23 protein-coding genes are annotated in these 21,154 nt (G+C 59.1%); 14 read left to right on the forward strand and 9 right to left on the reverse strand.

From position 1 onward, the window contains the following. Positions 1 to 9: 9 nt before the first annotated feature. Complete coding sequence (locus AX756_RS02180) at positions 10 to 621, forward strand: alpha-ketoglutarate-dependent dioxygenase AlkB (RefSeq protein WP_068308171.1); 612 nt, start codon at positions 10 to 12, stop codon at positions 619 to 621. Between the two features lie 11 nt (positions 622 to 632). Here AX756_RS02180 and AX756_RS02185 read toward each other — a convergent pair whose 3' ends face one another. Both AX756_RS02185 and AX756_RS02190 read right to left on the reverse strand, forming a co-directional pair. Beyond that, positions 633 to 1,253: an SH3 domain-containing protein gene (locus AX756_RS02185; protein ID WP_068307994.1), complete on the reverse strand. Its 621-nt coding sequence runs from the start codon at positions 1,251 to 1,253 to the stop codon at positions 633 to 635. Then, positions 1,250 to 2,071, reverse strand: coding sequence for an ABC transporter permease (locus AX756_RS02190; RefSeq protein ID WP_068308000.1), 822 nt, complete (start codon positions 2,069 to 2,071; stop codon positions 1,250 to 1,252). Before AX756_RS02190 ends, AX756_RS02185 begins: the two co-directional genes overlap by 4 nt. Before the next feature lie 131 nt (positions 2,072 to 2,202). On the opposite strand from AX756_RS02190, the gene cysQ reads away from it, so the two are divergent. From cysQ to AX756_RS02230, 8 genes are all read left to right on the forward strand, one after another. Beyond that, positions 2,203 to 3,003 (forward strand): 3'(2'),5'-bisphosphate nucleotidase CysQ, encoded by an 801-nt coding sequence (gene cysQ / locus AX756_RS02195; protein ID WP_068308003.1) that lies wholly within the window; start codon positions 2,203 to 2,205, stop codon positions 3,001 to 3,003. After that, complete coding sequence (locus AX756_RS02200; RefSeq protein ID WP_068308007.1) at positions 3,000 to 3,800, forward strand: 3-deoxy-manno-octulosonate cytidylyltransferase; 801 nt, start codon at positions 3,000 to 3,002, stop codon at positions 3,798 to 3,800. The genes cysQ and AX756_RS02200 overlap by 4 nt, the downstream gene beginning before the upstream one ends. A gap of 187 nt (positions 3,801 to 3,987) precedes the next feature. Continuing rightward, the gene (galU, locus tag AX756_RS02205; protein ID WP_068308011.1) at positions 3,988 to 4,881 is read left to right on the forward strand and encodes a UTP--glucose-1-phosphate uridylyltransferase GalU; all 894 of its coding nucleotides are present in this window, start codon (positions 3,988 to 3,990) and stop codon (positions 4,879 to 4,881) included. A 16-nt stretch (positions 4,882 to 4,897) separates the two neighbouring features. Continuing rightward, a complete protein-coding gene (galE, locus tag AX756_RS02210) occupies positions 4,898 to 5,881 on the forward strand; it encodes a UDP-glucose 4-epimerase GalE (RefSeq protein WP_068308014.1) in 984 nt (327 codons plus the stop codon). Next, positions 5,878 to 6,915: a glycosyltransferase family 2 protein gene (locus AX756_RS02215; RefSeq protein WP_068308016.1), complete on the forward strand. Its 1,038-nt coding sequence runs from the start codon at positions 5,878 to 5,880 to the stop codon at positions 6,913 to 6,915. Before galE ends, AX756_RS02215 begins: the two co-directional genes overlap by 4 nt. 246 nt (positions 6,916 to 7,161) lie before the next feature. Continuing rightward, complete coding sequence (locus tag AX756_RS02220; RefSeq protein ID WP_068308174.1) at positions 7,162 to 8,172, forward strand: glycosyltransferase family 2 protein; 1,011 nt, start codon at positions 7,162 to 7,164, stop codon at positions 8,170 to 8,172. Further along, entirely contained in the window at positions 8,169 to 9,866 is a 1,698-nt protein-coding gene (locus AX756_RS02225; RefSeq protein WP_068308020.1) for a DUF5927 domain-containing protein, read from the forward strand. Before AX756_RS02220 ends, AX756_RS02225 begins: the two co-directional genes overlap by 4 nt. A 4-nt stretch (positions 9,867 to 9,870) precedes the next feature. After that, the gene (locus tag AX756_RS02230) at positions 9,871 to 11,283 is read left to right on the forward strand and encodes a hypothetical protein (RefSeq protein WP_068308023.1); all 1,413 of its coding nucleotides are present in this window, start codon (positions 9,871 to 9,873) and stop codon (positions 11,281 to 11,283) included. A gap of 9 nt (positions 11,284 to 11,292) precedes the next feature. Here AX756_RS02230 and AX756_RS02235 read toward each other — a convergent pair whose 3' ends face one another. From AX756_RS02235 to AX756_RS02265, 7 genes are all read right to left on the reverse strand, one after another. Continuing rightward, positions 11,293 to 11,757 carry a PTS sugar transporter subunit IIA gene (locus AX756_RS02235; RefSeq protein WP_068308177.1) on the reverse strand — a complete coding sequence of 155 codons (465 nt, stop codon included), beginning with the start codon at positions 11,755 to 11,757 and terminating at the stop codon, positions 11,293 to 11,295. 38 nt (positions 11,758 to 11,795) lie between these two features. Next, on the reverse strand, positions 11,796 to 12,374 hold the full coding sequence (gene hpf, locus AX756_RS02240) for a ribosome hibernation-promoting factor, HPF/YfiA family (RefSeq protein WP_068308024.1): 579 nt from the start codon (positions 12,372 to 12,374) through the stop codon (positions 11,796 to 11,798). Positions 12,375 to 12,712: 338 nt separating this feature from the next. Then, complete coding sequence (gene lptB / locus AX756_RS02245) at positions 12,713 to 13,477, reverse strand: LPS export ABC transporter ATP-binding protein (RefSeq protein ID WP_068308027.1); 765 nt, start codon at positions 13,475 to 13,477, stop codon at positions 12,713 to 12,715. After that, positions 13,474 to 13,986 (reverse strand): LptA/OstA family protein, encoded by a 513-nt coding sequence (locus AX756_RS02250; RefSeq protein WP_321186415.1) that lies wholly within the window; start codon positions 13,984 to 13,986, stop codon positions 13,474 to 13,476. Before AX756_RS02250 ends, lptB begins: the two co-directional genes overlap by 4 nt. 13 nt (positions 13,987 to 13,999) lie before the next feature. Next, positions 14,000 to 14,620 carry an LPS export ABC transporter periplasmic protein LptC gene (lptC, locus tag AX756_RS02255; protein WP_068308031.1) on the reverse strand — a complete coding sequence of 207 codons (621 nt, stop codon included), beginning with the start codon at positions 14,618 to 14,620 and terminating at the stop codon, positions 14,000 to 14,002. A gap of 4 nt (positions 14,621 to 14,624) precedes the next feature. Next, positions 14,625 to 15,590, reverse strand: coding sequence for a KpsF/GutQ family sugar-phosphate isomerase (locus tag AX756_RS02260; RefSeq protein ID WP_231700960.1), 966 nt, complete (start codon positions 15,588 to 15,590; stop codon positions 14,625 to 14,627). Between the two features lie 16 nt (positions 15,591 to 15,606). Continuing rightward, complete coding sequence (locus AX756_RS02265; RefSeq protein ID WP_068308037.1) at positions 15,607 to 16,218, reverse strand: ribonuclease D; 612 nt, start codon at positions 16,216 to 16,218, stop codon at positions 15,607 to 15,609. A gap of 90 nt (positions 16,219 to 16,308) precedes the next feature. Between AX756_RS02265 and AX756_RS02270 the strand changes: the two genes are divergently transcribed. The 5 genes from AX756_RS02270 to AX756_RS02290 all read left to right on the forward strand — a co-directional run bounded on the left by AX756_RS02270 (position 16,309) and on the right by AX756_RS02290 (position 21,110). Next, positions 16,309 to 16,926 carry a flagellar basal body-associated FliL family protein gene (locus tag AX756_RS02270; protein ID WP_321186414.1) on the forward strand — a complete coding sequence of 206 codons (618 nt, stop codon included), beginning with the start codon at positions 16,309 to 16,311 and terminating at the stop codon, positions 16,924 to 16,926. Positions 16,927 to 16,935: 9 nt separating this feature from the next. Beyond that, positions 16,936 to 17,316 (forward strand): hypothetical protein, encoded by a 381-nt coding sequence (locus tag AX756_RS02275; RefSeq protein ID WP_068308043.1) that lies wholly within the window; start codon positions 16,936 to 16,938, stop codon positions 17,314 to 17,316. Then, a complete protein-coding gene (locus AX756_RS02280) occupies positions 17,313 to 17,927 on the forward strand; it encodes a MotE family protein (RefSeq protein WP_068308049.1) in 615 nt (204 codons plus the stop codon). The genes AX756_RS02275 and AX756_RS02280 overlap by 4 nt, the downstream gene beginning before the upstream one ends. Before the next feature lie 76 nt (positions 17,928 to 18,003). Continuing rightward, entirely contained in the window at positions 18,004 to 18,876 is an 873-nt protein-coding gene (motA, locus tag AX756_RS02285) for a flagellar motor stator protein MotA (protein WP_068308052.1), read from the forward strand. A gap of 47 nt (positions 18,877 to 18,923) precedes the next feature. Beyond that, positions 18,924 to 21,110, forward strand: a complete 2,187-nt coding sequence (locus AX756_RS02290; RefSeq protein ID WP_156461357.1) for a hypothetical protein — start codon at positions 18,924 to 18,926, stop codon at positions 21,108 to 21,110. Positions 21,111 to 21,154: the final 44 nt, after the last annotated feature.

Raw genomic sequence — 21,154 nt, forward strand, 5'->3', positions numbered from 1 at the left:
GTGAAGAAAATGGAACCAACACCGAGTTTGTGTATCCGCGGCGTCTCGATTTTCCAGGGGCTGCTCGATTCCGCCGCCCAGATGGAAATGGTCGCGGCGCTGAGAGAGGTGGCTCGAATGGCACCCTTTTTTAGGCCGGTGACGTCGCGCGGCCAGTCCATGTCGGTGCGCATGACGTCGGCCGGGCAGGTCGGCTGGGTGAGCGACCGGCGGGGCTATCGCTACGAGCCGCGCCATCCCGAAGGGTCGAACTGGCCGCCCATTCCCGAATCGGTTCTGGCCGTGTGGTCGCAGGTCGTTCCGAATGCGCGGATGCCCGATTCCTGCCTGGTGAACTTCTACGATGCCGACGCGCGGATGGGCATGCACCAGGACCGTGACGAGGCAGATCTGGAGCAGCCGGTGGTATCGATCTCGCTTGGCGATGACGCGCTGTTTCGCATTGGCAACCTGACCCGTGGCGGCAAGACCGAGTCCGTTTGGCTGAAGTCGGGCGATGTGCTCGTGATCGGGGGCGCGGCGCGGCTCGTCTATCACGGGATCGACCGGATCCGGGCGGGAAGCTCGAAATTGCTGCCGGATGGCGGGCGGATCAACCTCACGCTGCGGGTTGCGCGCTAATCGGTGCGGGGTCAGCGCTGGTCGAGGGTGCAGCAGCCATGGAGAAGATGCCGGTCATTCCCCTGTCTTGCGAGCAGCAGGAGCTGCCATCCGAAGCTCCGGTCGGACATCCCGTCCGTGCAGGAAGCCGGCTCGATGACGCCGGACAGATCGTGGTTTGGCAAGGGAATGTCGAAACCGGACACAACCTCGTAGAGACGCGCGGCAAAGAAGGGGCCGGTTTGCGGCTGAGCGCCTCCCATCTCGCTATAGGTGGCCATCCCGTCCGAAAAATCGAGAGACCAGAAGGGCTCGGTGCCGTAGCAACGCATTCCGTTGGGAACACCGCCTGAAGGAAACGGGCGCGGGCTCAGATACGCCATCGAGACCCAGCCATCGGTTTCCCCGGCAATGATCCGTCCCCAGGCGCCGGAGGAATTCAGCGCGGTCACCTCGATACCGGTTTCGAACGGGCCCAGCTCGCCGATGATCGCTGCCGCGCCGCTCGGTTCTGCGCGAATATTCAACGTGTCGTCCGCGGCCACCCCGGTGACATCATGCAATTTCGGGATGTGGACCTGTTCGACTTGTGCGGAAAGCCCGGAAGCTGTCAGGGCGACAGCGGCGAGGATGCAAAGGGTTCTGAGGATCATCTTTTGGCCTGCCAGGAAAGGGATGCGTTCTTTCGCGTGTAATGCTCGCCCATCAAGCCGATGAAAATGAGCGCGACACTGAGCCAGAACGGGTAGGAAATGTTCGAGTGATGCGGGTTGTAGTTGATGAATACGTAGCCGCGGCACTGGTCGATCGTGTGAAAGAGCGGGTTCCAGGTGAAAAAGGCGAGCATGAAGCCGGGCATCTGGTTGGCGACGAACATCTTGCCCGAGGCGATCATGTTCGCCCGGGAATAGACATTGGAGACGACCTGGACGAAGCCCGGGAACCACGGTTTGATCGCCAGAAAGACCATGCCGATGGCCACGCCCGAGAACCAGGAAAGCAGCACCATGCCCATGGCGCCGACCGGCTTGTCGACGACGACCGGGGTTATGGCGAGGTGATAGATGCCCAGCACCACGAGCATGGTCAGCAGCTGGATATAGAGCGCACCGAAAGCCGCCGCCGAGATCGCGATGATCGTGTTCATCGGCGCGTGTTTCATCATCGCCGAAGACGGACCTTCGGAATTGACCACGGCGCCCATGGCCTTGGTATGGGTCATGAAGAGGAAGATCCCCGACATGATGTAGAGCAGGAAGTCCCCCCTGAGGGCCGCGCCGCGCCATCCCATGACCGAAAACATCACGAAAAAGGCCATCACGAAGACGACCGTCTGCATCATGTTCATCAGCAGGCCGATGAGGGCGTTGCCATGCGTCTTGCGCAGGCTGCGGACGGTCGCGTGATAGATCAGCTGTCCGAGCCGGAGGGCCGACCCGGTACTGCCATTCGGTTTACTGACCTGGAACATGTGGAGAATTGTCGCTTTTAGGTTAGGGCCAGTTCTTTTTACCAAGGAAAACTTGCCGTTCCCTTGACGCGGAACGATAAGGGGCTGGATGACATATATCAACGAATTCACCTGCCCCCTGGAGTATGAAAATGGATTTTGAAAAACTGACCACCGTGATCCGGCGCCTCTCGCTGGAAGCGGGGGACAAAATTATGGAGATCTACAATTCGGACGATTTCGAGGTGAAATCGAAATCCGACGAGAGCCCGGTAACGGAAGCGGATGAAGCCGCCGATGCGCTGATTTCTGCCGGTCTGGCCGAGGCTTTTCCCGACGTTCTGGTCGTGACCGAGGAGCAGGCGGCGTCCCACAGCGAGAGCGCCGCGAATTTCCTGATCGTCGATCCGCTCGATGGCACCAAGGAATTCGTCAAGCGCCGTGGGGAGTTCACGGTCAATATCGCCTATATCGAGAACGGCACACCCTTGCGCGGTGTCGTCTATGCTCCCGCAAAGGGCCGGTTGTTCTATACCGACGCCAGCGGACAGACGGTCGAAGAGACCGGTGATTTTGCCAAGGATGTCGCCGGCCCTGTGCGTCCGCTCGCCGTGACCACGCCGGACAATGCGGCGCTGATGGTTGTTGCCTCGAAATCGCACCGCGATCAGGCGACCGACGACTACATCGCCAAGTACAGCGTTAAGGACATGACGTCGGCTGGATCCTCGTTGAAATTCTGCCTCGTGGCGGCGGGCGAAGCGGATCTCTACCCACGCCTTGGCCGGACGATGGAATGGGATACCGCCGCGGCCGACGCCGTTCTGCGGGGCGCTGGAGGCAAGATGGTCCGCTTCGACGACCAAACCGATTTCACATATGGCAAGCCCGGCTACGAAAACCCGTTCTTCATTGCCTATGCCCCCGGAGTGGAGTTGAAACCCGCCTCATGAGTGTCCTGATCGCCATTCCCGCCCGCTACGCGTCGCATCGCTATCCCGGCAAGCCGCTCGTCCCGCTCAAGGGCGTCAGCGGCAAGTCGTTGACCCTGATCCGGCGGAGTTGGGAGGCGGCAATGGCGGTCAAAGGTGTCGACCGGGTGGTGGTGGCCACCGACGACACCCGCATTCGGGCCGAGGCGGAGAGTTTCGGCGCGGAGGTTGTGATGACCTCCGAGGCCTGCGTGAACGGCACCGAGCGCTGTGCGGAAGCGCATGAAAACCTCGGAGGCGGCTACGAGATCGTGGTGAACCTGCAGGGCGATGCGCCGCTGACGCCGGCCTGGTTCGTGTCCGATCTCGTCGACGGCCTGCGATCTTCTCCGGAGGCACAGATCGCAACGCCGGTGCTGCGCTGCGATGGCCGGGCGCTCACCGCTCTCAAGGGCGACCGGGCCGAAGGTCGGGTGGGCGGAACGACAGCGGTTTTCGATTCCGAGCACCGGGCGCTCTATTTCTCCAAGGAAGTCGTGCCTTACACGGCGACCGTCTATGCACCTGAGGCCGAAACGCCCGTCTATCACCATGTCGGTGTCTACGCCTATCGGGCGGAGGCGCTCGCGGCCTATCCGAAATGGCCCCATGGTCCGCTTGAGGCGTTGGAGGGGCTGGAGCAGTTGCGCTTCCTGGAGAACGGGCGGCATGTGCTCTGTGTCGAGGTGGAGGCGCGCGGGCGACAGTTCTGGGAGCTCAACAACCCGCAGGATGTTCCCCGATTGGAGACGATGATGGCCGAGATGGGGATCGAATAGCATTTCCCGCAGCCCGATCTGTGAGCGGTTTGCGGAAATGTGCCTACGAAACAGGCAAGCAAGATGCCGTTTTGGCTGCAATGCGGCAGAATTAGCCGGGACATTGGTATCGAGGACTCTTTAGAGTTCGGCCGAACAGTTTTTACCGGCAGAGCGTCAAGGCATGTCGGAAGGAAAGGAAGTTAGAATGCAACGCAAAGTCACGAAGGCCGTTTTTCCTGTGGCGGGTCTTGGAACCCGCTTCCTGCCGGCGACCAAATCGGTTCCCAAGGAAATCATGACGCTGGTCGACCGCCCGCTGATTCAATACGCCATTGACGAAGCACGCGCGGCCGGGATCACCGACTTCATTTTCGTGACCTCGCGCGGCAAGAGCGCGCTGGAGGATTACTTCGATACATCCACCGAGCTGGAAGCCTCGCTTGAGCGCAAGGGCAAGACCGACCTTCTGGAAGTGCTCCAGCAGACGAACATGCCCAGCGGCGCCATCGCCTATATCCGCCAGCACCAAGCGCTGGGCCTCGGCCATGCAGTCTGGTGTGCGCGCCGTCTGATCGGTGACGAACCTTTCGCGGTGATGCTGCCCGATGACGTGATCTCGGCCGAGAAACCCTGCCTTCAGCAGATGGTCGAAGCCTACGAGGAAACCGGCGGCTGCATGGTCGCCGCCATGGAAGTGCCGGCGGACAAGGCCTCGGCCTACGGTGTTCTCGACATCGACTCCGTGGACGGGCCCAAGATCCGGGTCAAGGGGATGGTCGAAAAGCCGAAAGCCGGGGATGCGCCTTCCAACCTCGCCGTGATCGGTCGCTATATCCTGACGCCGAGCGTGCTGGAAAACATCAACCGGGCCAAATCCGGCGCTGGTGGCGAGATCCAGCTCACCGATGCGATCTCCGACGAGATCCGGGTCGGGCGGAATGTCTTTGGCTACAAGTTCGAGGGCAAGCGTTACGATTGCGGCTCCAAGGCGGGTTTCCTGCAGGCGACAGTGGCCTTCGGTCTCGACCGCGAAGAGTTGCGTGACGAATTCTCTCATTATCTCGAAGAGCTGATGGCGGTAAGAAGCGCCGCAGAATAAGCTTCGGGACTGGATCATGACCAAGATTCTTGTGACAGGCGGTGCGGGCTATATCGGCTCGCATGCCTGCAAGGTACTGGCCCGCGAGGGCTACACCCCTGTCACCTTCGACAATATCTCCACCGGCTGGGAAGACGCGGTGAAGTTCGGCCCGTTCGAGAGGGGCGACTTGCTGGACCGGGAGCGGCTCGACGAGGTCTTTGCCAAGCACAAGCCCGAAGCGATCATGCATTTTGCCGCCCTGAGCCAGGTGGGCGAGTCGATGCAAGTGCCCGGCTGGTATTGGCGCTCCAATGTGGGCGGCGCGGCGAACCTGTGCGAGGCGGCGGTTGAAGCAGGTTGTGACAAGTTCATCTTCTCCTCTACCTGTGCCACCTACGGTGATCAGGACGGCGTTGTTCTGGACGAGAATTCCAAGCAAATGCCGATCAACGCCTATGGCGCCTCCAAGCGCGCCATCGAGGATATCCTCGACAATTTCGAGGCCAGTTTCGGCATGAAACGCGTGATCTATCGCTATTTCAACGTCGCGGGTGGCGATGAAGAGGCGCAGGTCGGCGAGTTCCACCGCCCCGAAACCCACCTGATCCCTCTGGTGCTCGATGCGATCGATGGCCGCCGGCCAAAGCTGACCATCTATGGCACCGATTACGACACGCCGGACGGCACCTGCATCCGCGATTATGTCCATGTGATGGACCTGGTCGAGGCGCATGTTCTGGGCCTGAAGTGGCTCGAAGCGGGCAAGGATAGCCGCGAGTTCAATCTCGGTACCGGCTCCGGTTTCTCGGTCCGCGAGGTAATGGATGCGGCCGGTCAAGTGACAAACCGCCCCGTTCCTTATGACGAGGGGCCGCGGCGGGCAGGCGATGCGACGCGTCTTGTTTCCGGCTCCAGCCGCGCCATCGACGAACTGGGCTGGAAGCCGCGCCGTTCGACCATGCCGCAGATGATCGAGGATGCCTGGCGCTGGCACCAGACCGGTCACTACGAGAAGTGAGCGTCGCCCCGAAGGGCGCGCTCTCGGACCTGCGGGATGCCATTCGACTGCGCTGGAAACGGCGCAGGCTCCTGTGGCGGTCCTTTCGTTCGCGCCACCAGTTGAGCGCTGTCGTTGACCGCACGAGGGCAATTCAATCCGCGGATATTCTCGGCTTCTCTACCCTTCGCAACGAGATGGACCGCCTGCCTTCCTTCATCGCGCATAACCGCGCGCTTGGCGTGTCGCATTTCCTGATCGTCGATAACGGCAGCGATGACGGCTCGGCGGAGTACCTCTCGGAGCAACGCGACGTTTCGCTTTGGCGCACGGATGCGAGTTACAAGAAATCGCGCTTTGGTGTGGACTGGCTGACATGGCTGCAGATGCGCTATGGCCATGGTCACTGGTGCTTGACCGTCGATGCGGACGAATTGCTGCTGATCCCGCATTGGCCGGAGCGGAACCTCGTGCACCTAGTGGACTGGCTGGAGGGCCAGAGACGCAATGTCTTCGGCGCCATGATGCTCGACCTCTATCCCCGTGGGACGGTCGGCGCGAGTAAACATGTGCCGGGGGAAGACCCGCTCAAGAGCCTTCGCTTTTTCGATGCCGCGCCGTACCGGGCGCAACGAAAACAGCCCGAGTGGAACCTTTGGGTGCAGGGTGGCGTCCGAGACCGGCTGTTTTTTGCGGATCGGCCAGACCGGGCGCCGACCCTCAACAAGTTGCCGCTGGTGCGTTGGAAACGGCACTATGCCTATCGCAACTCGACCCATTCGATCCTGCCGCGCCAGCTCAATCTTGCCTATGAGGGGCCGGGGGACGACCGGCCTTGCGGCGTGCTTCTGCACACGAAATTCCTGCCCTCCATCGTGTCCCGCTCGGTAGAGGAGAAAGCCCGGCAGGAGCATTTCGGCGCGCCGGGGCAATATGATAGCTATTACGATGCGGTGTCGTGCAACCCGGATCTGTGGTGTCCGGACTCCGTCGAATTACGCGACTGGAAGCAGCTGGAAGGATTGGGCCTGATGACGGCCGGGGATTGGCGATAGCATTGGTGATGCCAATGCGTGACGTCGCTCCGAAGAAGCCCCAGTGGCGGGTTCGCTCCAGTTTACCCGCGACGCGGGATTGCCTATTCTTTTCCAAGGACTTTCATGAGGCCGACGCAAGATCGTGCAAAGAGCATTTCCGAGCCATTCAGACCGCGCGCCGGCCGACCCGAGGCAAGGCGTTCTTAACCTTGTCGCGCGAAAGTCCCGGCGAAAGGGATCATGTCTGATGCCGGGAGCGATGCGATGAGCCTTCTGCAATCCTACCGGATGCGCTTGCGGCGCAAGCGATACCGGCTGCGTGCGCTGCGCAAGAGCTTTGAATTGCGCAAGGTTTCCGACAGGACGGCGCGTATCGGCCCGCAGGATCTGCTGGTATTCGTCACCCTGCGCAACGAGCGCATTCGCCTGCCCTATTTCCTCGACTACTACCGTCGGATCGGGGCGGGGCATTTCCTGATCGTCGATAATGACAGCGATGATGGCGGACGCGAATTCCTCGCCGAGCAGGAGGATGTCTCGCTCTGGACGACGCCGGCGAGCTACAAGGCGTCCCGCTATGGTGTGGACTGGATGAACCACCTGATGCGGCGCCACGGCCATGGGCATTGGACCCTGGTGGTCGATCCCGACGAGTTCTTTATCTACCCGTTCTGCGACACCCGGCCCGTGCAAGCTCTGACGGATTGGCTCGATGCCTGCGGGCAGCGCAGTTTCGGGGCAATGCTGGTCGACCTTTACCCCAAGGGGCCGCTGGATGCCGAGCCCTACCAGGAGGGGCAGGATCCGATGGAGATCGCCAACTGGTTCGACAGCGGCAACTACACGATCAGTCGCAATCCGCTCTACCACAACCTGTGGATCCAGGGAGGGCCGCGGGCGCGGGCGTTCTTTGCCGACAAGCCGAAAGCCGCGCCCTCCCTGAACAAGATCCCGCTGGTGAAATGGCGCAAGAATTACGTCTATGTGCAATCCACCCATATGCTGCTGCCGCGCGGGCTGAACCACGTCTATGACCGGCAGGGGGGCGAGATGACTTCGGGCGCGCTGCTGCACGCGAAATTTCTCAACACGCTGGAGCAGAAGGCCGAAGAGGAACTCCAGCGTGGCGAGCATTATGCCGGCAGCCGGGAATACCGCGCCTATGCCGAGCATCTGAAGGACAGGACAGTCCTCTGGAACCGCTGGTCCGAGAAATACATCAACTGGCGCCAGTTGGAGATCCTCGGGCTGATGTCGAAGGGGAACTGGGCATGAGCGTCGGCTACGTGATGCTGGTCCACACCGCGCTCGGGCGGGCGGCACAGGTTGCGCGCCACTGGGCGCAGAGCGGCTGCCCGGTGGTGATCCACGCCGATGCGAATGTTCCCGATGCGGAGTTCATTCCCTTTCGGGAGTCGCTGGCCGATCTGGAAAACGTCCTTTTCGTTGGGCAACGGCAAAGGTGCGATTGGGGCACCTGGGGCATTGTCGGCGCCACGATCGACGCGGCGACGCAGATGTTGGAGGCCTATCCGGATCTCGGACATGTCTATCTTGCCTCCGGCTCCTGCCTACCGCTGCGCCCGGTGCCGGAGTTGGTTGCCTATCTCGCCGAGCGGCCGCGCACCGATTTCATCGAATCCGTGACCATCGAGGATGTCCGCTGGTCCAAGGGCGGTTTCGATCACGAGCGTTTCGCGCTGCGTTTCCCGTTTTCGTTCAAGCGGCAGCGTTTCCTGTTCGACCATTTCGTGGAGTTCCAGCGAAAACTGGGGGTCAAACGTCATCTGCCTGAAGGGCTGGTGCCGCATCTGGGATCGCAATGGTGGTGCCTGAGCCGGCGGACGCTCGATGCGATCCTGAAGGATCCGCGCCGGGAGGAATATGACCGCTTCTTCCGCAATGTCTGGATCCCGGACGAGAGTTATTTCCAGAGCCTCGCGCGGTTGCATTCGCAACGGATCGAAAGCCGCTCGCTGACGCTGTCGAAATTCGACCACCAGGGCAAGCCGCACACCTTTTATGATGACCATCTGCAATTACTGCGCCGCTCCGATTGCTTCGTTGCGCGCAAGATCTGGCCCCGGGCGGAGCGGCTCTATTCGAGCTTCCTGTCCAACGACCCGTCGGTAACCAAGAATGCGGAGCCAAGCCCGGGCAAGATCGACCGGCTTTTCGCCAAGGCCTCCGAAACCCGCCTGCGCGGACGGCCGGGCCTCTATATGCAGAGCCGTTTCCCGGTGCAGGAGCGCGACAATGCCCGTTCTGCCGGGCCCTATTCGGTGTTCGAGGGTTTCGACCACCTGTTCGAGAATTTCGAGTCGTGGCTGGCCAAGGTCACAGGGTGCCGGGTGCATGGCCACCTGTTCAGCCCCGGACGGGTCGAGTTCGCGGCCGGAGAGAAGGTTTTCAACGGCGGCCTGTCGGACAGCGCGTCGCTCAGGGATTACAACCCCTGCGGTTTTCTCACCAATCTGGTCTGGAATACGCGGGGCGAACGACAATGCCTGATGTACGGCCCGCAGGATAACCAGCACCCTGAAGGTTTCATGGCCAGCGATCCAAACGCACAGATCTCGGTGATTACCGGCGCTTGGGCAATAGGACTCTATCGGACCAACATCACCTCCGAGGTTGTCCGCAAGGAAGCCGCGCGGTTGCAGCGGATCGAACAGGCACATGTGGAGGTCCTGCGGTCGCGATGGGCCAAGGCGCGGATCCGGATCTGGAACCTCGCCGAGTTTATCGAAGCGCCGATGGACAACCTTCAGGAGGTCCTCGACGAGATCAGCCTGCACGGTCCGCGCCGGCTGACCGAGGTGCCGCGCCTGGCGGACCTGTCCGGTTTCGGGCGCTTCCTGCAACAGCTCAAGAATGACGGAATGAACCTGCATATGGCCGGCGATTTCCCCGCGGGCCTCGCGCCGGCGCCGCTGAACCCGCAAGCCCGACCCTACCTGGTGAAGTGAGACAATGGCGCGTTTCGACGGATTTGTCCTTCTGGCGGAGATGCGCACCGGCTCGAACCATCTCGAAGAGAGCCTGAACCAGTTCGATGGGCTGATTTGCCATGGCGAGGTGTTCAATCCCGCCTTTCTCGGCCATCACGACAGCCACGAACTGTACGGCATGGACGTTGCTGCGCGCGATGCCGATCCGCTGGAAATGATGCGCCGGGTTTTCGAGCGGTCCGATGGGATTGGCGGTTTTCGTTTCTTCCACGACCATGACCCGGCCGTTCTCGATGCCGTTTTGCTCGATCCGAAGATCGCCAAGATCCACCTGACGCGGAACCCGCTCGACGCCTATGTGTCGCTGAAGATCGCCAATGCGACGGGACAATGGCGGCTGACCAATGAACGGCACCGTAAAACCGCGAAGATCCGCTTCGATCCGGCCGAGTTTGAAGCTGTGCTGGCACGTCGTCGCCGACACGAGGCGCATATCGCCCGCGTGTTGCAGACCACTGGGCAGGTGGCGTTTCAGCTTTCCTTTGAGCAGATCGGCGACGTGGAGATCCTGAACGGGCTGGCGCGCTATCTTGGGCTAAGTCAGCAGGTTTCCACGGTCTCGGGCCGCCTGAAGCGGCAGAACCCGGCGCCCTTGAGCGACAAGGTCGAAAATTTCGAGGAGATGCAGACGGCGTTGGCCGGGATGAACCTCGACGGGCTGGTGCAGGCCGGTGCGAGCGAGCCCCGACACAGCGCGATGGTTCCGGGTTTCCTCGTCTCAGAGGCAGCGCCGCTCCTGTTCATGCCGGTCAAGGGCGGGCCGACCGAGGCGGTCGCGCGCTGGCTGGCCGCGTTCGGCGGTGTTCAGACCGGATTTACCCGCAAGACCCTTCAGCAATGGAAGAACCGCAACAAGGATGCGCGCTGTTTCACCATCGTCTCGCATCCGGTGGAGCGGGCACATGCCGTGTTCGAACGCTACGTGCTCGATTGCGGTCCTGGGAGTTTCGCGCATTTTCGCGCGCGGCTGCGGGCCGAACATGATCTGCCGATCCCGGAAGGCGCTGTTGACGAGACTTATTCCGCGAAGGAACGACGCACTGCGTTTCTCGGCTATCTCGATGTGGTGAAAAGAACTCTGTCGGGACAGACGGCGCTTCGGTCCGACCCGGCGTTTTCGAGCCAGGAAGCGTTGGTGCACAGTCTGTCCGAAGTGCTCCCCATCGACATGGTTATCCGGGCAGAGCAGATCTCGCTCGGCCTGTCGCAAATTTCACTGCAATCGGGCCTGCCAGAGATCCCGGATGCGCCGCCGGTTGAACTGGACGGGCATGCCGCTCTGGCAGAGATCTATGACGATGAGGTCGAGGCGGCGGTAAGGGCGGTGTATAACCGGGACTTCATGGCCTTCGGTTACCGGCGCTGGAGCGCCTGATCGCGCTCGTCAGGCAGCCTGCGGTGCCAGCCCTTCGGTCAGGACCGTGTGCAGGGTTGTCGGATTGTCATTGGCGCGTAGTTTCGCACAGACCTTCGGATCGCGCATCGTGCGAGATATCAAGGCCAAGGCCTTGAGATGTTCCACGCCCGAATTCTCGGGCGCGAAAAGGGCAAAGACGAGATCGACCGGCTGCCGGTCTACCGCCTTGAAATCGAGCGCGCGTTCCAGCTTGAAGAAGACGCCCGTGACCTTGGAAGCGTCCAGAAGGCGGGCATGGGGCAGCGCAATGCCGTGGCCCACGCCCGTCGGGCCGAGGCTCTCCCGATCAAGGAGCGCCTCGGCAGCCTGGAGGCCATCGATGGAATAGGCTGCTTCGGCAATTTCTCCGAGGCGTTGGAACAGCCGTTTCTTGCTGCTTGCCTCGGAGATAACCTTCACCGCCTCGGGCTTCAAAATGCTCGAAAGATCCATCTTCTGTCCAATTGCCTTGGCTTGCGCCTGGGGCCGGATCAGCTCCCGGTTTTCGGGTCGATCCAACCGATGTTTCCGTCGTCACGCCGGTAGACTACGTTGACGGCGCTCTCTCCTTCCGGGCGGAAAACCAGAACTGGTGCGCCGGCGAGCTCCATATGCATGACGGCTTCGCCCACGGACAAGCTGGGGATCTGTGTCTCCATCTCCGCAATGATCATCGGCTGAAGCGTCTCGGGTTCCTGATCCTCGACGCCTGCTTCAGATGCGGCGAGGATATACGAGGCCGCGCCGAAGACTTCAACCGGCTCCTTGCGGTCTTTGTAATGATCCTTCAGGCGACGCTTGTAACGGCGGAGCTGTTTTTCCAGCTTCTCGCGGCAATCGTCGAAGGCGGCATAGATCTCGCTGGCGCGTCCACTCGCCTGAGCGTTGAGGCCGGTCGAAAGGTGGACCGTCGTCTCGCACATATATTCGTGGCCGCGCCGGGAAAAGATCACCTGGGAATCCGTGGGCCGATCCGAGTACTTCGCCACGGCATTGCCGAGCTCCGACTTTACATGGGCCGTGAGGGATTCCCCAATATCGATTTGGTGACCGCTGATCTGATAGCGCATCTCGCCTCCATGAGGTTGAAGTTAGGGGTTCGTCCAGCAAACGCTTTCCGAACCCGGTTGAAAAGCCGAAATCTCGTGAATGCAGGGAGAAGTGTGTAAATTGTCCGGCACATTGCTCAAGCGCACCTGACGGAGCGTGGCATGCGGTGGAATTCTGACGGTATGCTTTTGCATTTTTCCTATTTGGCGACGCTTCGCCCCGCTCTGTCAACGCCTTGGTGGCAAGGAATCGCTGCGAAGCTGTCCCCCCAAGCGGACGACGCAATGGCACCGCCGTCCATGATCCGTGTCAAATCAGGTGGATAGCGTGCAGGGTGTGTTCAAGGGGGCGCAGGAATTTAGCCGATGCGGAAATTCTGTCCGAGATAGACCCGGCGCACATTCTCGTCGCGCACGACATCCTCCGCCGTGCCGCTCATCAGGACCTGCCCATCGTGCAGGATGTAAGCCCGATCCACGATTTCCAGTGTCTCGCGGACATTGTGATCGGTGATCAAAACGCCGATGCCGCGGTTCTTCAGATCGGTCACGAGGTGGCGAATGTCGCCAACCGAGATCGGGTCGACCCCGGCAAAGGGTTCGTCGAGCAACAGGTATTTCGGCTTGGCAGCCAGGCAGCGGGCGATCTCGACCCGTCGGCGTTCGCCGCCCGAGAGCGACAGCGCGGAGGCGCGGCGCAGATGGTCGATGCCAAATTCCGAGAGCAGGTTTTCGAGCCGTTCCCGCCGCTTGTGCCGGTCGCGTTCGGTGATTTCGAGGATTGCCGTGATGTTGTCTTCGACGGAAAGTCCGCGAAAAATCGAAACTTCCTGAGGGAGATAGCCGATCCCGTAGCGGGCGCGGCGATACATGGGCAGGGTGGTTACATCCCGCCCGTCGATCTGGACGAGGCCGGATTCGGGCGTGAGCAGCCCGGCGATGGAATAGAAACAGGTGGTCTTGCCGGAGCCATTGGGGCCGAGCAAGGCCACGACCTCGCCGCGCTGCAATTCCAGCGTCACATCATGGATGACGGGGCGTCGGCGATAGCTCTTGCGCAATTGCACAACCTGCAGCCCGCTGGAACCGGGCGCGATCGATAATCCGCGTCCGTCCCGGTTCATTCGGTGGTTTCCGGCTCGCTTTCGGGGTTGAACAGCACCCGCACTCGGCCCTCCATCTGGCCGACACCGGTTTCGAGTTGCACGGTCAGCTTTTCGCCGGCCATGGTATTCTCTCCCTGTGTCACCAGAACATCGCCGGTCATGACCACCAAGCCGGACTCGACCGTGTAGACGGCGTCGTCGCCTTCGGCGGCTTCGACTCCGTTCAGAAGAGTGACGTTGCCGACTGCGTGGACCCACTGGATTTCGGTGTCACCTTCAGCGTTCTCGGCATATTCCACGTCGACTACGTCGCCGAACAGCTTCATAAGCCCCTGCGTGACCACGACATTCCCGGTGAATTTCGCTTTTCCTTCAGAGCGTTGCACATCGAGTTGGTCCGCGACGACTTCCACCGGGGCAGAACTGTCATGTTCCGGGTTTCCGAAGCCGACTTCTGTGCCCTGGGCCGTGGCCGACAGGGCGACAAGCGTCAGGGCAATTCCGAGCAGGGAAGTTCTCAAAGACACAGACCGCTACACCTTACTGAGTTTGAGGCGTGTATATCACCTTAACACCGTCCTTGAAAACCACGGTTACCTTCTCTTCGGTTCCTTCCGCCGTCTGTTGCGAGGTTACTTCCATTCGACCGGCCTCGATCGTGCCGAGCGGGCCTTCGCCGTGGACAGGTCCAGGGCTTTCGATATCCGTGCGATCGACGGCGGAAATCAGTTCATCGGTGAAGAGATTGTAGCCGGAAGATGTCTCGATCCGCACGTTTCCCTGTAGGATCGTGCGAGATTCGGCCGAAAAGACGGTTCCGGCATCCGACCAGATATTGATGGTCTCGCCATCCGTCTCCCGCAGGGTTCCGTGCACGCCCACCGCGTCCACGACGTTGTAGTCCCCGTCGCGCGGCGTCGCTTCCTTCGCGGTGACCACCACGTGCTGGCCTTCGTCGGTCACGCTGGTGAAGACGGGGTCTTCCACCGTCTGCACGCTCGCCAATTCCTTCAGCGCGATCTTGGAGTAGGGAATCGTTCCGCCATGCTCCTTGAAGCGGGCGACGAGAAACACCGAAGACAACAATGCAAGCGCGGACAGCGGCAGGATGATCTTCAACCATCCGACAATGCGGGAGTGCAGGTTGTCTTGGGAAGCCATGGTGTTACACGATCCCCGCCCGCAAACAGTCATGGATGTGAAGTACCCCCACGACATTCTTCGTGGCCTCACCCGCAACGACGAACAGGCAGGTAATCTTGCGGGCATTCATTTCCGCGACGGCTTCTTCGGCGAGCGCCTCCGGCAGAATGACCTTTGGATTCCGCGTCATGACGGCCGCGGCGGACATGGTCAGCAAACCCTGCATATGTCGGCGAAGGTCGCCATCGGTGATCACGCCATGCAGGCGTCCGTCCTCGTCGGTTACACCGACCACGCCGAAGCCTTTCTGGGTCATGACCAGCAAGGTGTCCGACATTGGTGTGTCCGGACGCACCAGCGGCAGCGCGTCGCCGCCGTGCATCAGGTCGCCGACGCTGGACAGTTGGGCGCCAAGGCTTCCCCCGGGGTGGAAGTCGCGAAAATCCTCCGGGGTGAACTTTCGATGCTCCATGAGCGCAATGGCGATCGCGTCGCCTAGCGCCAACGCCATCGTTGTCGACGTGGTCGGAACTATTCCGGCCGCACAGGCCTCCGGCGCTTGCGGCAGGAGCAGCGCAACGTCGGAACGGTTGAGAAGCGTGCTGCCGGCCCGGCCTGCGATGCCGATGAGTGGGATCTGGAAGCGCCGGGTATAGGCGATCATGTCGGCCAGTTCCGGTGTTTCGCCGGAATTGGACAGCAGAAGCGCGACATCTCCCGCTGCCATCATGCCGAGATCTCCGTGACTGGCTTCCGCCGGGTGGACGAAATGCGCCGGCGTGCCGGTCGAGGCGAAAGTGGCCGCCAGTTTGCGGGCGATATGGCCTGATTTCCCCATTCCCGAAACGATCACACGTCCCCGGGCCTGCAGAATCAGCTTAACGGCCTCGGCGAAGCCGGGGCCAAGCGATTCGTCGAGCATGCGCAGCGCTGCCGCTTCGCGTTGGATCACGCGGTGGCCGGTCGTCAGCAGGGCGTCATCGTCCAAGGAAACCCGCATCGGATCAGTGCGCAAAAATGTCGATCTCGGGCCAACCGGCCAGATCGAGTTTGGCGCGGGCCGGCAGGAAATCGAAGCAGGCTTTCGCAATCTCGCTGCGACCTTCGCGCTCCAGGCGGCGGTCCAGTTCTTCGCGCAGACGATGCAGGTAGAATACGTCCGAGGCCGCATATTCCTTCTGGGCGATCGTGAGATGCGCCGCACCCCAGTCGCTGGATTGCTGCTGCTTCGAGATATCGACCTCGATCAGTTCCTGACACAGGTTTCGAAGCCCATGGCGATCCGTATAGGTCCGCACGAGTTTCGATGCGATCTTGGTGCAATAGACCGGCGCGGCTAGCGCGCCGAAGCTGTGATAGAGTGCGGCAATGTCGAACCGGCCAAAATGGAACAGTTTCAATACTTTGGGATCGACCAGCATGCGCGCCAGATTCGGAGCCTCGGTCTGACCCTGGCTGATCTGAACGAGATGCGCGTTCCCGTCTCCGCCAGAAAGCTGCACGAGGCAAAGCCGGTCCCGATGCGGGTTCAGCCCCATCGTTTCGCAGTCGATTGCGACGACGGATCCGAGATCCAAATCGTCAGGTAGGTCGTTCTGATAGAGGTATATGGCCATATCGGGATCCTAGCTAATAGGGATCTGCGCTCAGATACGGGGTCCGTCGGGCAAATTCAATGGGCGGGGTAGGGCGCATGCGGGTTGTTCATGTCCAATCTCCCCTTCGGTCTGCGTGGATCTGTGAAAAAATCGGGCGTGCTTAACAGTCGGTTAGTCCTGAGCGTCGTAACCATCGAGGAGAAAGCTCAACGGAGATTCCCGATGGCGGACGAATCCAAAACGCCAGCCGACGCGGCGGCGCCGAAGAAAAAAGGAATGATCCCGATCCTGATCGGGCTTGTTCTTGCGGCCGGACTCGGGGCCGGTGGATTCTTTGCGACCTACTCGGGAATGCTGGACGGTTTGCTGGGTGGCGGTGATAGTGCGGCTCATGCTGCCACGGACGCGCATTCCTCGGAAATCGCGGAGGTGGCATTCGTTCCCATCGAACCGATCCTGATATCGCTTCCGGGAGGTGACACCCCGCGCCATCTGCGATTCCGAGCTCATATCGAGACGATACCCGCACATGAGAAAGCAGTGGCCGATATCATGCCGCGGATCATGGATGTGCTGAACGGTTACCTACGTGCCGTTGCAACCGAAGACCTTGAGCGGCCCATGGCCCTGTTTCGCCTGCGAGCCCAGATGCTTCGGCGGATACGGCTCGTAGCGGACCAACGCGAGATTCGCGATCTCTTGGTCACAGAATTCGTATTTAACTAGGAGAACGGGATGAACCTGATTGCAGATCTTCTCCTGATTGCCGGAGCCATTGGCGCCGCTTTCTATTGTTTCGTGCTGTCGCGACGCCTGACTCGCTTCACGAATCTCGAAGGTGGCATGGGGGGCGCCGTGGCCGTGCTATCTGTACAGGTCGATGAAATGACGAAGGCACTCGAGACGGCGCAGAAAACCTCAAGGGACTCCGCGGAATCGTTACGGGAATTGACCGAGCGAGCCGAAGCTGCGGCATCGCGGATCGAACTGGTCCTGGCCTCGATGCATGACTTCGAAGAGCCCGAAGGGAACTCGCATTCGCCCCGATCAAATAGGGGGGCTGTCCGCAGGAATCGCCGCGCTCGTCTGGAATCCGAAAACGGTGCACTCGAATGAAGAAGCGCGGACGTCGAAAAACGCGCTCCGGTCGCGGTGCTTTGGTTACCATCGGGGCACTCTTCCTGTTTTCCGGTGTGATCCGGCTTGCTGATGGAACGGGCGCCGCTATTGCAAGGGAAGTCGAAGCCTTTTCGACTTCCGGGGGCGCATCAACCATGGAACAGAGCGAAGGCGACGCAGCACCGGAATGTGTGACCGACGAAGGTATCAATCAGGTAACGGCACGACTTCGAGAGCGCCAGGCTCAGCTCGATGAAAGGGAAAGGCATGTCGCGCTCCGTATGATCGAACTCCAGAAGGCGGAAAAATCCCTGAAGACTAATCTCGAGAGGGTAAAAGCCGCCGAGGAAGATCTCCGGGCGACGATCTCCCTCGCCGACGGTGCCGCTGATCGGGACATCGATACCCTGATCGCAGTGTACGAAAAAATGAAACCAAAGGACGTGTCTGTCGTGTTCGAAACGATGGATCCAAGCTTCGCGGCCGGCTTTCTGGCCAGAATGCGTCCCGAGTCAGCCGCATCCGTGATGGCTGGCCTGTCGGCTCAAAAGGCCTACACGGTCAGCATTCTGCTCGCAGGGCGCAACATGGATGTTCCCAGGAATTAAACTCACGAAACTCGATGGGGTTGGTGCGAAAAGCAGCCAGCGTCACCGTGGATAGCCTCGAAATCGGAGAGATCGCATGGTCGGAATCATAGGCGTCATCGTGATTTTTGTGATGGTGTTCGGAGGCTACATTGCTGCCGGCGGAAAAATGGCGATCATCCTGAAATCATTGCCATACGAAATGACAATGATCGGAGGGGCGGCAATAGGTGCGTTCGTAATTTCAAACGACGTCCATGCTATCAAGAAATCTTTCAAAGACATTGGAAAGGTCTTCAAGGGGCCGCAGTGGCGGCCGGAAGATTACAGAGATCTCCTGTGCCTTTTGTACGAGCTAATCCGTTTAGCACGCCAAAATCCCGTGGGGCTTGAAGAGCACATTGAGAATCCGACTGAGTCGTCGATCTTTGAGAACTACCCCCGTATCCTGACGGACGCGGAAGCCATAGACTTAATATGCGATACATTGAGGTCTGCTTCCATGAATTATGACGACCCGCATCAGGTCGAAGAAGTCCTGGAGAAACGAATGGATGCGAACCAGGAAGCCGCGCTGCACTCAAGCCATGCTCTGCAAACCATGGCGGATGGACTGCCGGCTTTGGGAATCGTCGCCGCAGTTCTCGGTGTCATCAAGACAATGGGATCCATCGACCAGCCACCAGAGATCCTGGGAAAGCTTATTGGAGGCGCGTTGGTCGGAACATTTCTTGGAGTGTTTCTCGCCTACGGATTGGTCGGGCCTTTTGCGTCGAAAGTCAAAGATGTTACGATGGAGGACAGTCATTTTTACCGTTTGATCCGGGAAGTGCTTGTCGCGAACCTCCATAGTCACGCAACCAATATATGCATAGAGGTCGGGCGCCAGAATACGCCAAGCCATATCCGTCCGAGTTTTTCAGAACTGGAGGAAGCACTTAAGAACACCAAGCAACGTGAAGCAGCATGAGACGGTTATTCATCGCATTCCTAATATTCTGCACCGCATCCTCAAGCTTGGCTGAACGTGTTACCGTTTACTCAGGAGAGCACGAGGAATTTTCTCGAGTTGTTCTCTCCTTCGGGCAAGAAATCCAATGGACCAAGCAAAAAACGCGTGACGGATACGAAATTAAATTCGACCGTGAAGGTCTCAATATCGATACCGGACAAGTTTTTGAAAAAATCCCCAAGGATCGTCTTCAGACAATACGGTATGATGAAGAAATCTCAAGTCTGATTATAACGGTAGCGCCCAAAGTAAGCTTGGAGGAGTTTCTCCTCGGCGATAAGACCTTAGTTATGGACTTCAAAAATATCCCGGCTGAGAAACCAACAGAAGTATCCAAAAGCGTATCTGCGGCTTTCCCATTGGGTCGGCCAGATCTATTTAATCAAGAGGCTTCATTTCGCATTGCGGAACCCTCCAACGGACAGACGCAGACTAGCAGAGCAGATCACGCTTCTTCGGATCGGCAGAGCATTCCTCACTCGATCTACAATGAGTTGCGTGCGGAGGTGGAGAATGCGAATGCATTAGGGGTCGTGGGTGTTGCGAGGCCGGGCGGAGAACACGGGGTCAATGATCAAACTGCACAAGCAAGAACCGGGTACCTGGCAGAAAGCTCATCGCACTTGTCTGTCCATCCCGGTTGGCAAGGTGACATGCTTGCGGCTGTCATGCAAGAGACGGCGCAGGAGTTAATTCCAACATGTTTCCAGCAAGACCGACTAGACATCGCAAGCTGGAGTTCGGACGCTAAACCCGAAATGACCATCTCTGAAACACGTTCGTTTCCAGATGCTGGACTCGATGAGTTGAGTGATGCGGACGTAGAAACACTCGTAAAAACCTATGTTTCGTTGGGATTGGGTGTTGAGGCTATTGCAATTATAAAAGAATTTGATTTGAGAGTTGAGGGTCGCGAACTGTATTTAGAGATGGCCTCGATAATCGACGAACTGGAGCGAGATAAGTCGTCTCTGTTTCAGGGCTTGGGTGAATGTGATGGCCCTTCGGCTCTATGGGCTGCTCTTGCGACCGGGGAGTACAAACAAGCAGAGAATTTTGATTACAATTCAATACAGAATTGGTTTATGAAGTTGCCAACCAACCTCCGTGAACTTTTGGGCCCTCGACTCTCAGAGTTCTTGTGGCGTCACGGAGAGCAAGTTCTTTTTGATGCTGTGCATGCCGCGACGGAACGTGTTGGCGACGCTGAGTCGCTCGACTGGTGGATAGTTGAGGGAAAAAGGAAAACCCGGTCCGGAGACTATTTTGGTGGCGGTTCCATTTTTAAGGAAAGCCTTCCCACTTCTGATGATCGCGCAATGGTGGTCATGGCGGAAGTACTTAAAACAAACGGCATTCTTGGTAATCATAACAGGGATGACCTTGAATTGGGTGAAGCGATTTTATTCGAGGGCAAGGCGACGGAGCCACCTAGTAACCTCCTCGAGGAGCTTGCTTTGGGTTGGTTCTCTGTGGGAAATTATGGCGCGGCTTGGAATTCTTGGCATCGAGCCGAGTCCTATTCTGTTTCGCCAGAGAAACGAGCTGAGGATTTCAACAAGATGGTTTCACTTTTGCTGAGTCAGGGTGAGGACTTTCAGTTGTATCTGCTGCGATATGACCCGAAGCGCAATAAGTATTTAGGAATTCTGTCCGAAAAGGTTCGGATGAAACTTGCAAGTTGGGCTATTGAGAATGAGGAAGTTTCTTGGGCGGAGCGTCTTGTTTCTACCCAGCTGATGAAGGGCTCTGAGGAACTAAGTATGCTTTATTCGAAAATAGCCTTGAAGCGGAAAGATTATAACCTTGCGCTTTCCTTGGTTGACGGATTGGAAGGTGAATCTCGTTCCAAGGTGATTTCGGATATCTATGCCGCAATGGCAGAAGACGGAGATCGTGTTCCGTTTGGTGCGTATGTTGATCAGGCTGGTTTCACTCCAGAAGAGCAGTATGGGCAAAAAAGGGTAGACGCCATTCCTGAAAGCCCTGTTGGCAAGGAAGAACTCTTTGAGGTGGTGGAGGTCAATCAAAACAGCAAAAGAGTCGATGTTGAAGTGAACTCAGGAAGCTCCCAGAATGAGGGGTGGGGGTCAGAGCGTGCAGGCAATGGTATCACGTTAGTGCAGGCCAAGGAAATTGTAATTGAAAGCGAAAAGTTGAGAGACGAATTTGGTATAGAACTTGGTGGCTAGGTCATGTTGACAAATGGCGGAGCCAGAGGCGGATTGATGTGATG

This window comes from Aliiruegeria sabulilitoris (genome assembly GCF_001558155.1).
Taxonomy (GTDB): domain Bacteria; phylum Pseudomonadota; class Alphaproteobacteria; order Rhodobacterales; family Rhodobacteraceae; genus Tropicimonas; species Tropicimonas sabulilitoris.

What these genes read in the sequence shown, in the direction of transcription:
- AX756_RS02180 (WP_068308171.1), top strand. Translation starts at nt 10, where the DNA reads ATGGAACCAACACCGAGTTTGTGTATCCGCGGCGTCTCGATTTTCCAG.
- AX756_RS02185 (WP_068307994.1), bottom strand. Translation starts at nt 1,253, where the DNA reads ATGATCCTCAGAACCCTTTGCATCCTCGCCGCTGTCGCCCTGACAGCT.
- AX756_RS02190 (WP_068308000.1), bottom strand. Translation starts at nt 2,071, where the DNA reads ATGTTCCAGGTCAGTAAACCGAATGGCAGTACCGGGTCGGCCCTCCGG.
- cysQ (WP_068308003.1), top strand. Translation starts at nt 2,203, where the DNA reads ATGGATTTTGAAAAACTGACCACCGTGATCCGGCGCCTCTCGCTGGAA.
- AX756_RS02200 (WP_068308007.1), top strand. Translation starts at nt 3,000, where the DNA reads ATGAGTGTCCTGATCGCCATTCCCGCCCGCTACGCGTCGCATCGCTAT.
- galU (WP_068308011.1), top strand. Translation starts at nt 3,988, where the DNA reads ATGCAACGCAAAGTCACGAAGGCCGTTTTTCCTGTGGCGGGTCTTGGA.
- galE (WP_068308014.1), top strand. Translation starts at nt 4,898, where the DNA reads ATGACCAAGATTCTTGTGACAGGCGGTGCGGGCTATATCGGCTCGCAT.
- AX756_RS02220 (WP_068308174.1), top strand. Translation starts at nt 7,162, where the DNA reads ATGAGCCTTCTGCAATCCTACCGGATGCGCTTGCGGCGCAAGCGATAC.
- AX756_RS02225 (WP_068308020.1), top strand. Translation starts at nt 8,169, where the DNA reads ATGAGCGTCGGCTACGTGATGCTGGTCCACACCGCGCTCGGGCGGGCG.
- AX756_RS02230 (WP_068308023.1), top strand. Translation starts at nt 9,871, where the DNA reads ATGGCGCGTTTCGACGGATTTGTCCTTCTGGCGGAGATGCGCACCGGC.
- AX756_RS02235 (WP_068308177.1), bottom strand. Translation starts at nt 11,757, where the DNA reads ATGGATCTTTCGAGCATTTTGAAGCCCGAGGCGGTGAAGGTTATCTCC.
- hpf (WP_068308024.1), bottom strand. Translation starts at nt 12,374, where the DNA reads ATGCGCTATCAGATCAGCGGTCACCAAATCGATATTGGGGAATCCCTC.
- lptB (WP_068308027.1), bottom strand. Translation starts at nt 13,477, where the DNA reads ATGAACCGGGACGGACGCGGATTATCGATCGCGCCCGGTTCCAGCGGG.
- lptC (WP_068308031.1), bottom strand. Translation starts at nt 14,620, where the DNA reads ATGGCTTCCCAAGACAACCTGCACTCCCGCATTGTCGGATGGTTGAAG.
- AX756_RS02265 (WP_068308037.1), bottom strand. Translation starts at nt 16,218, where the DNA reads ATGGCCATATACCTCTATCAGAACGACCTACCTGACGATTTGGATCTC.
- AX756_RS02270 (WP_321186414.1), top strand. Translation starts at nt 16,309, where the DNA reads ATGTCCAATCTCCCCTTCGGTCTGCGTGGATCTGTGAAAAAATCGGGC.
- AX756_RS02275 (WP_068308043.1), top strand. Translation starts at nt 16,936, where the DNA reads ATGAACCTGATTGCAGATCTTCTCCTGATTGCCGGAGCCATTGGCGCC.
- AX756_RS02280 (WP_068308049.1), top strand. Translation starts at nt 17,313, where the DNA reads ATGAAGAAGCGCGGACGTCGAAAAACGCGCTCCGGTCGCGGTGCTTTG.
- motA (WP_068308052.1), top strand. Translation starts at nt 18,004, where the DNA reads ATGGTCGGAATCATAGGCGTCATCGTGATTTTTGTGATGGTGTTCGGA.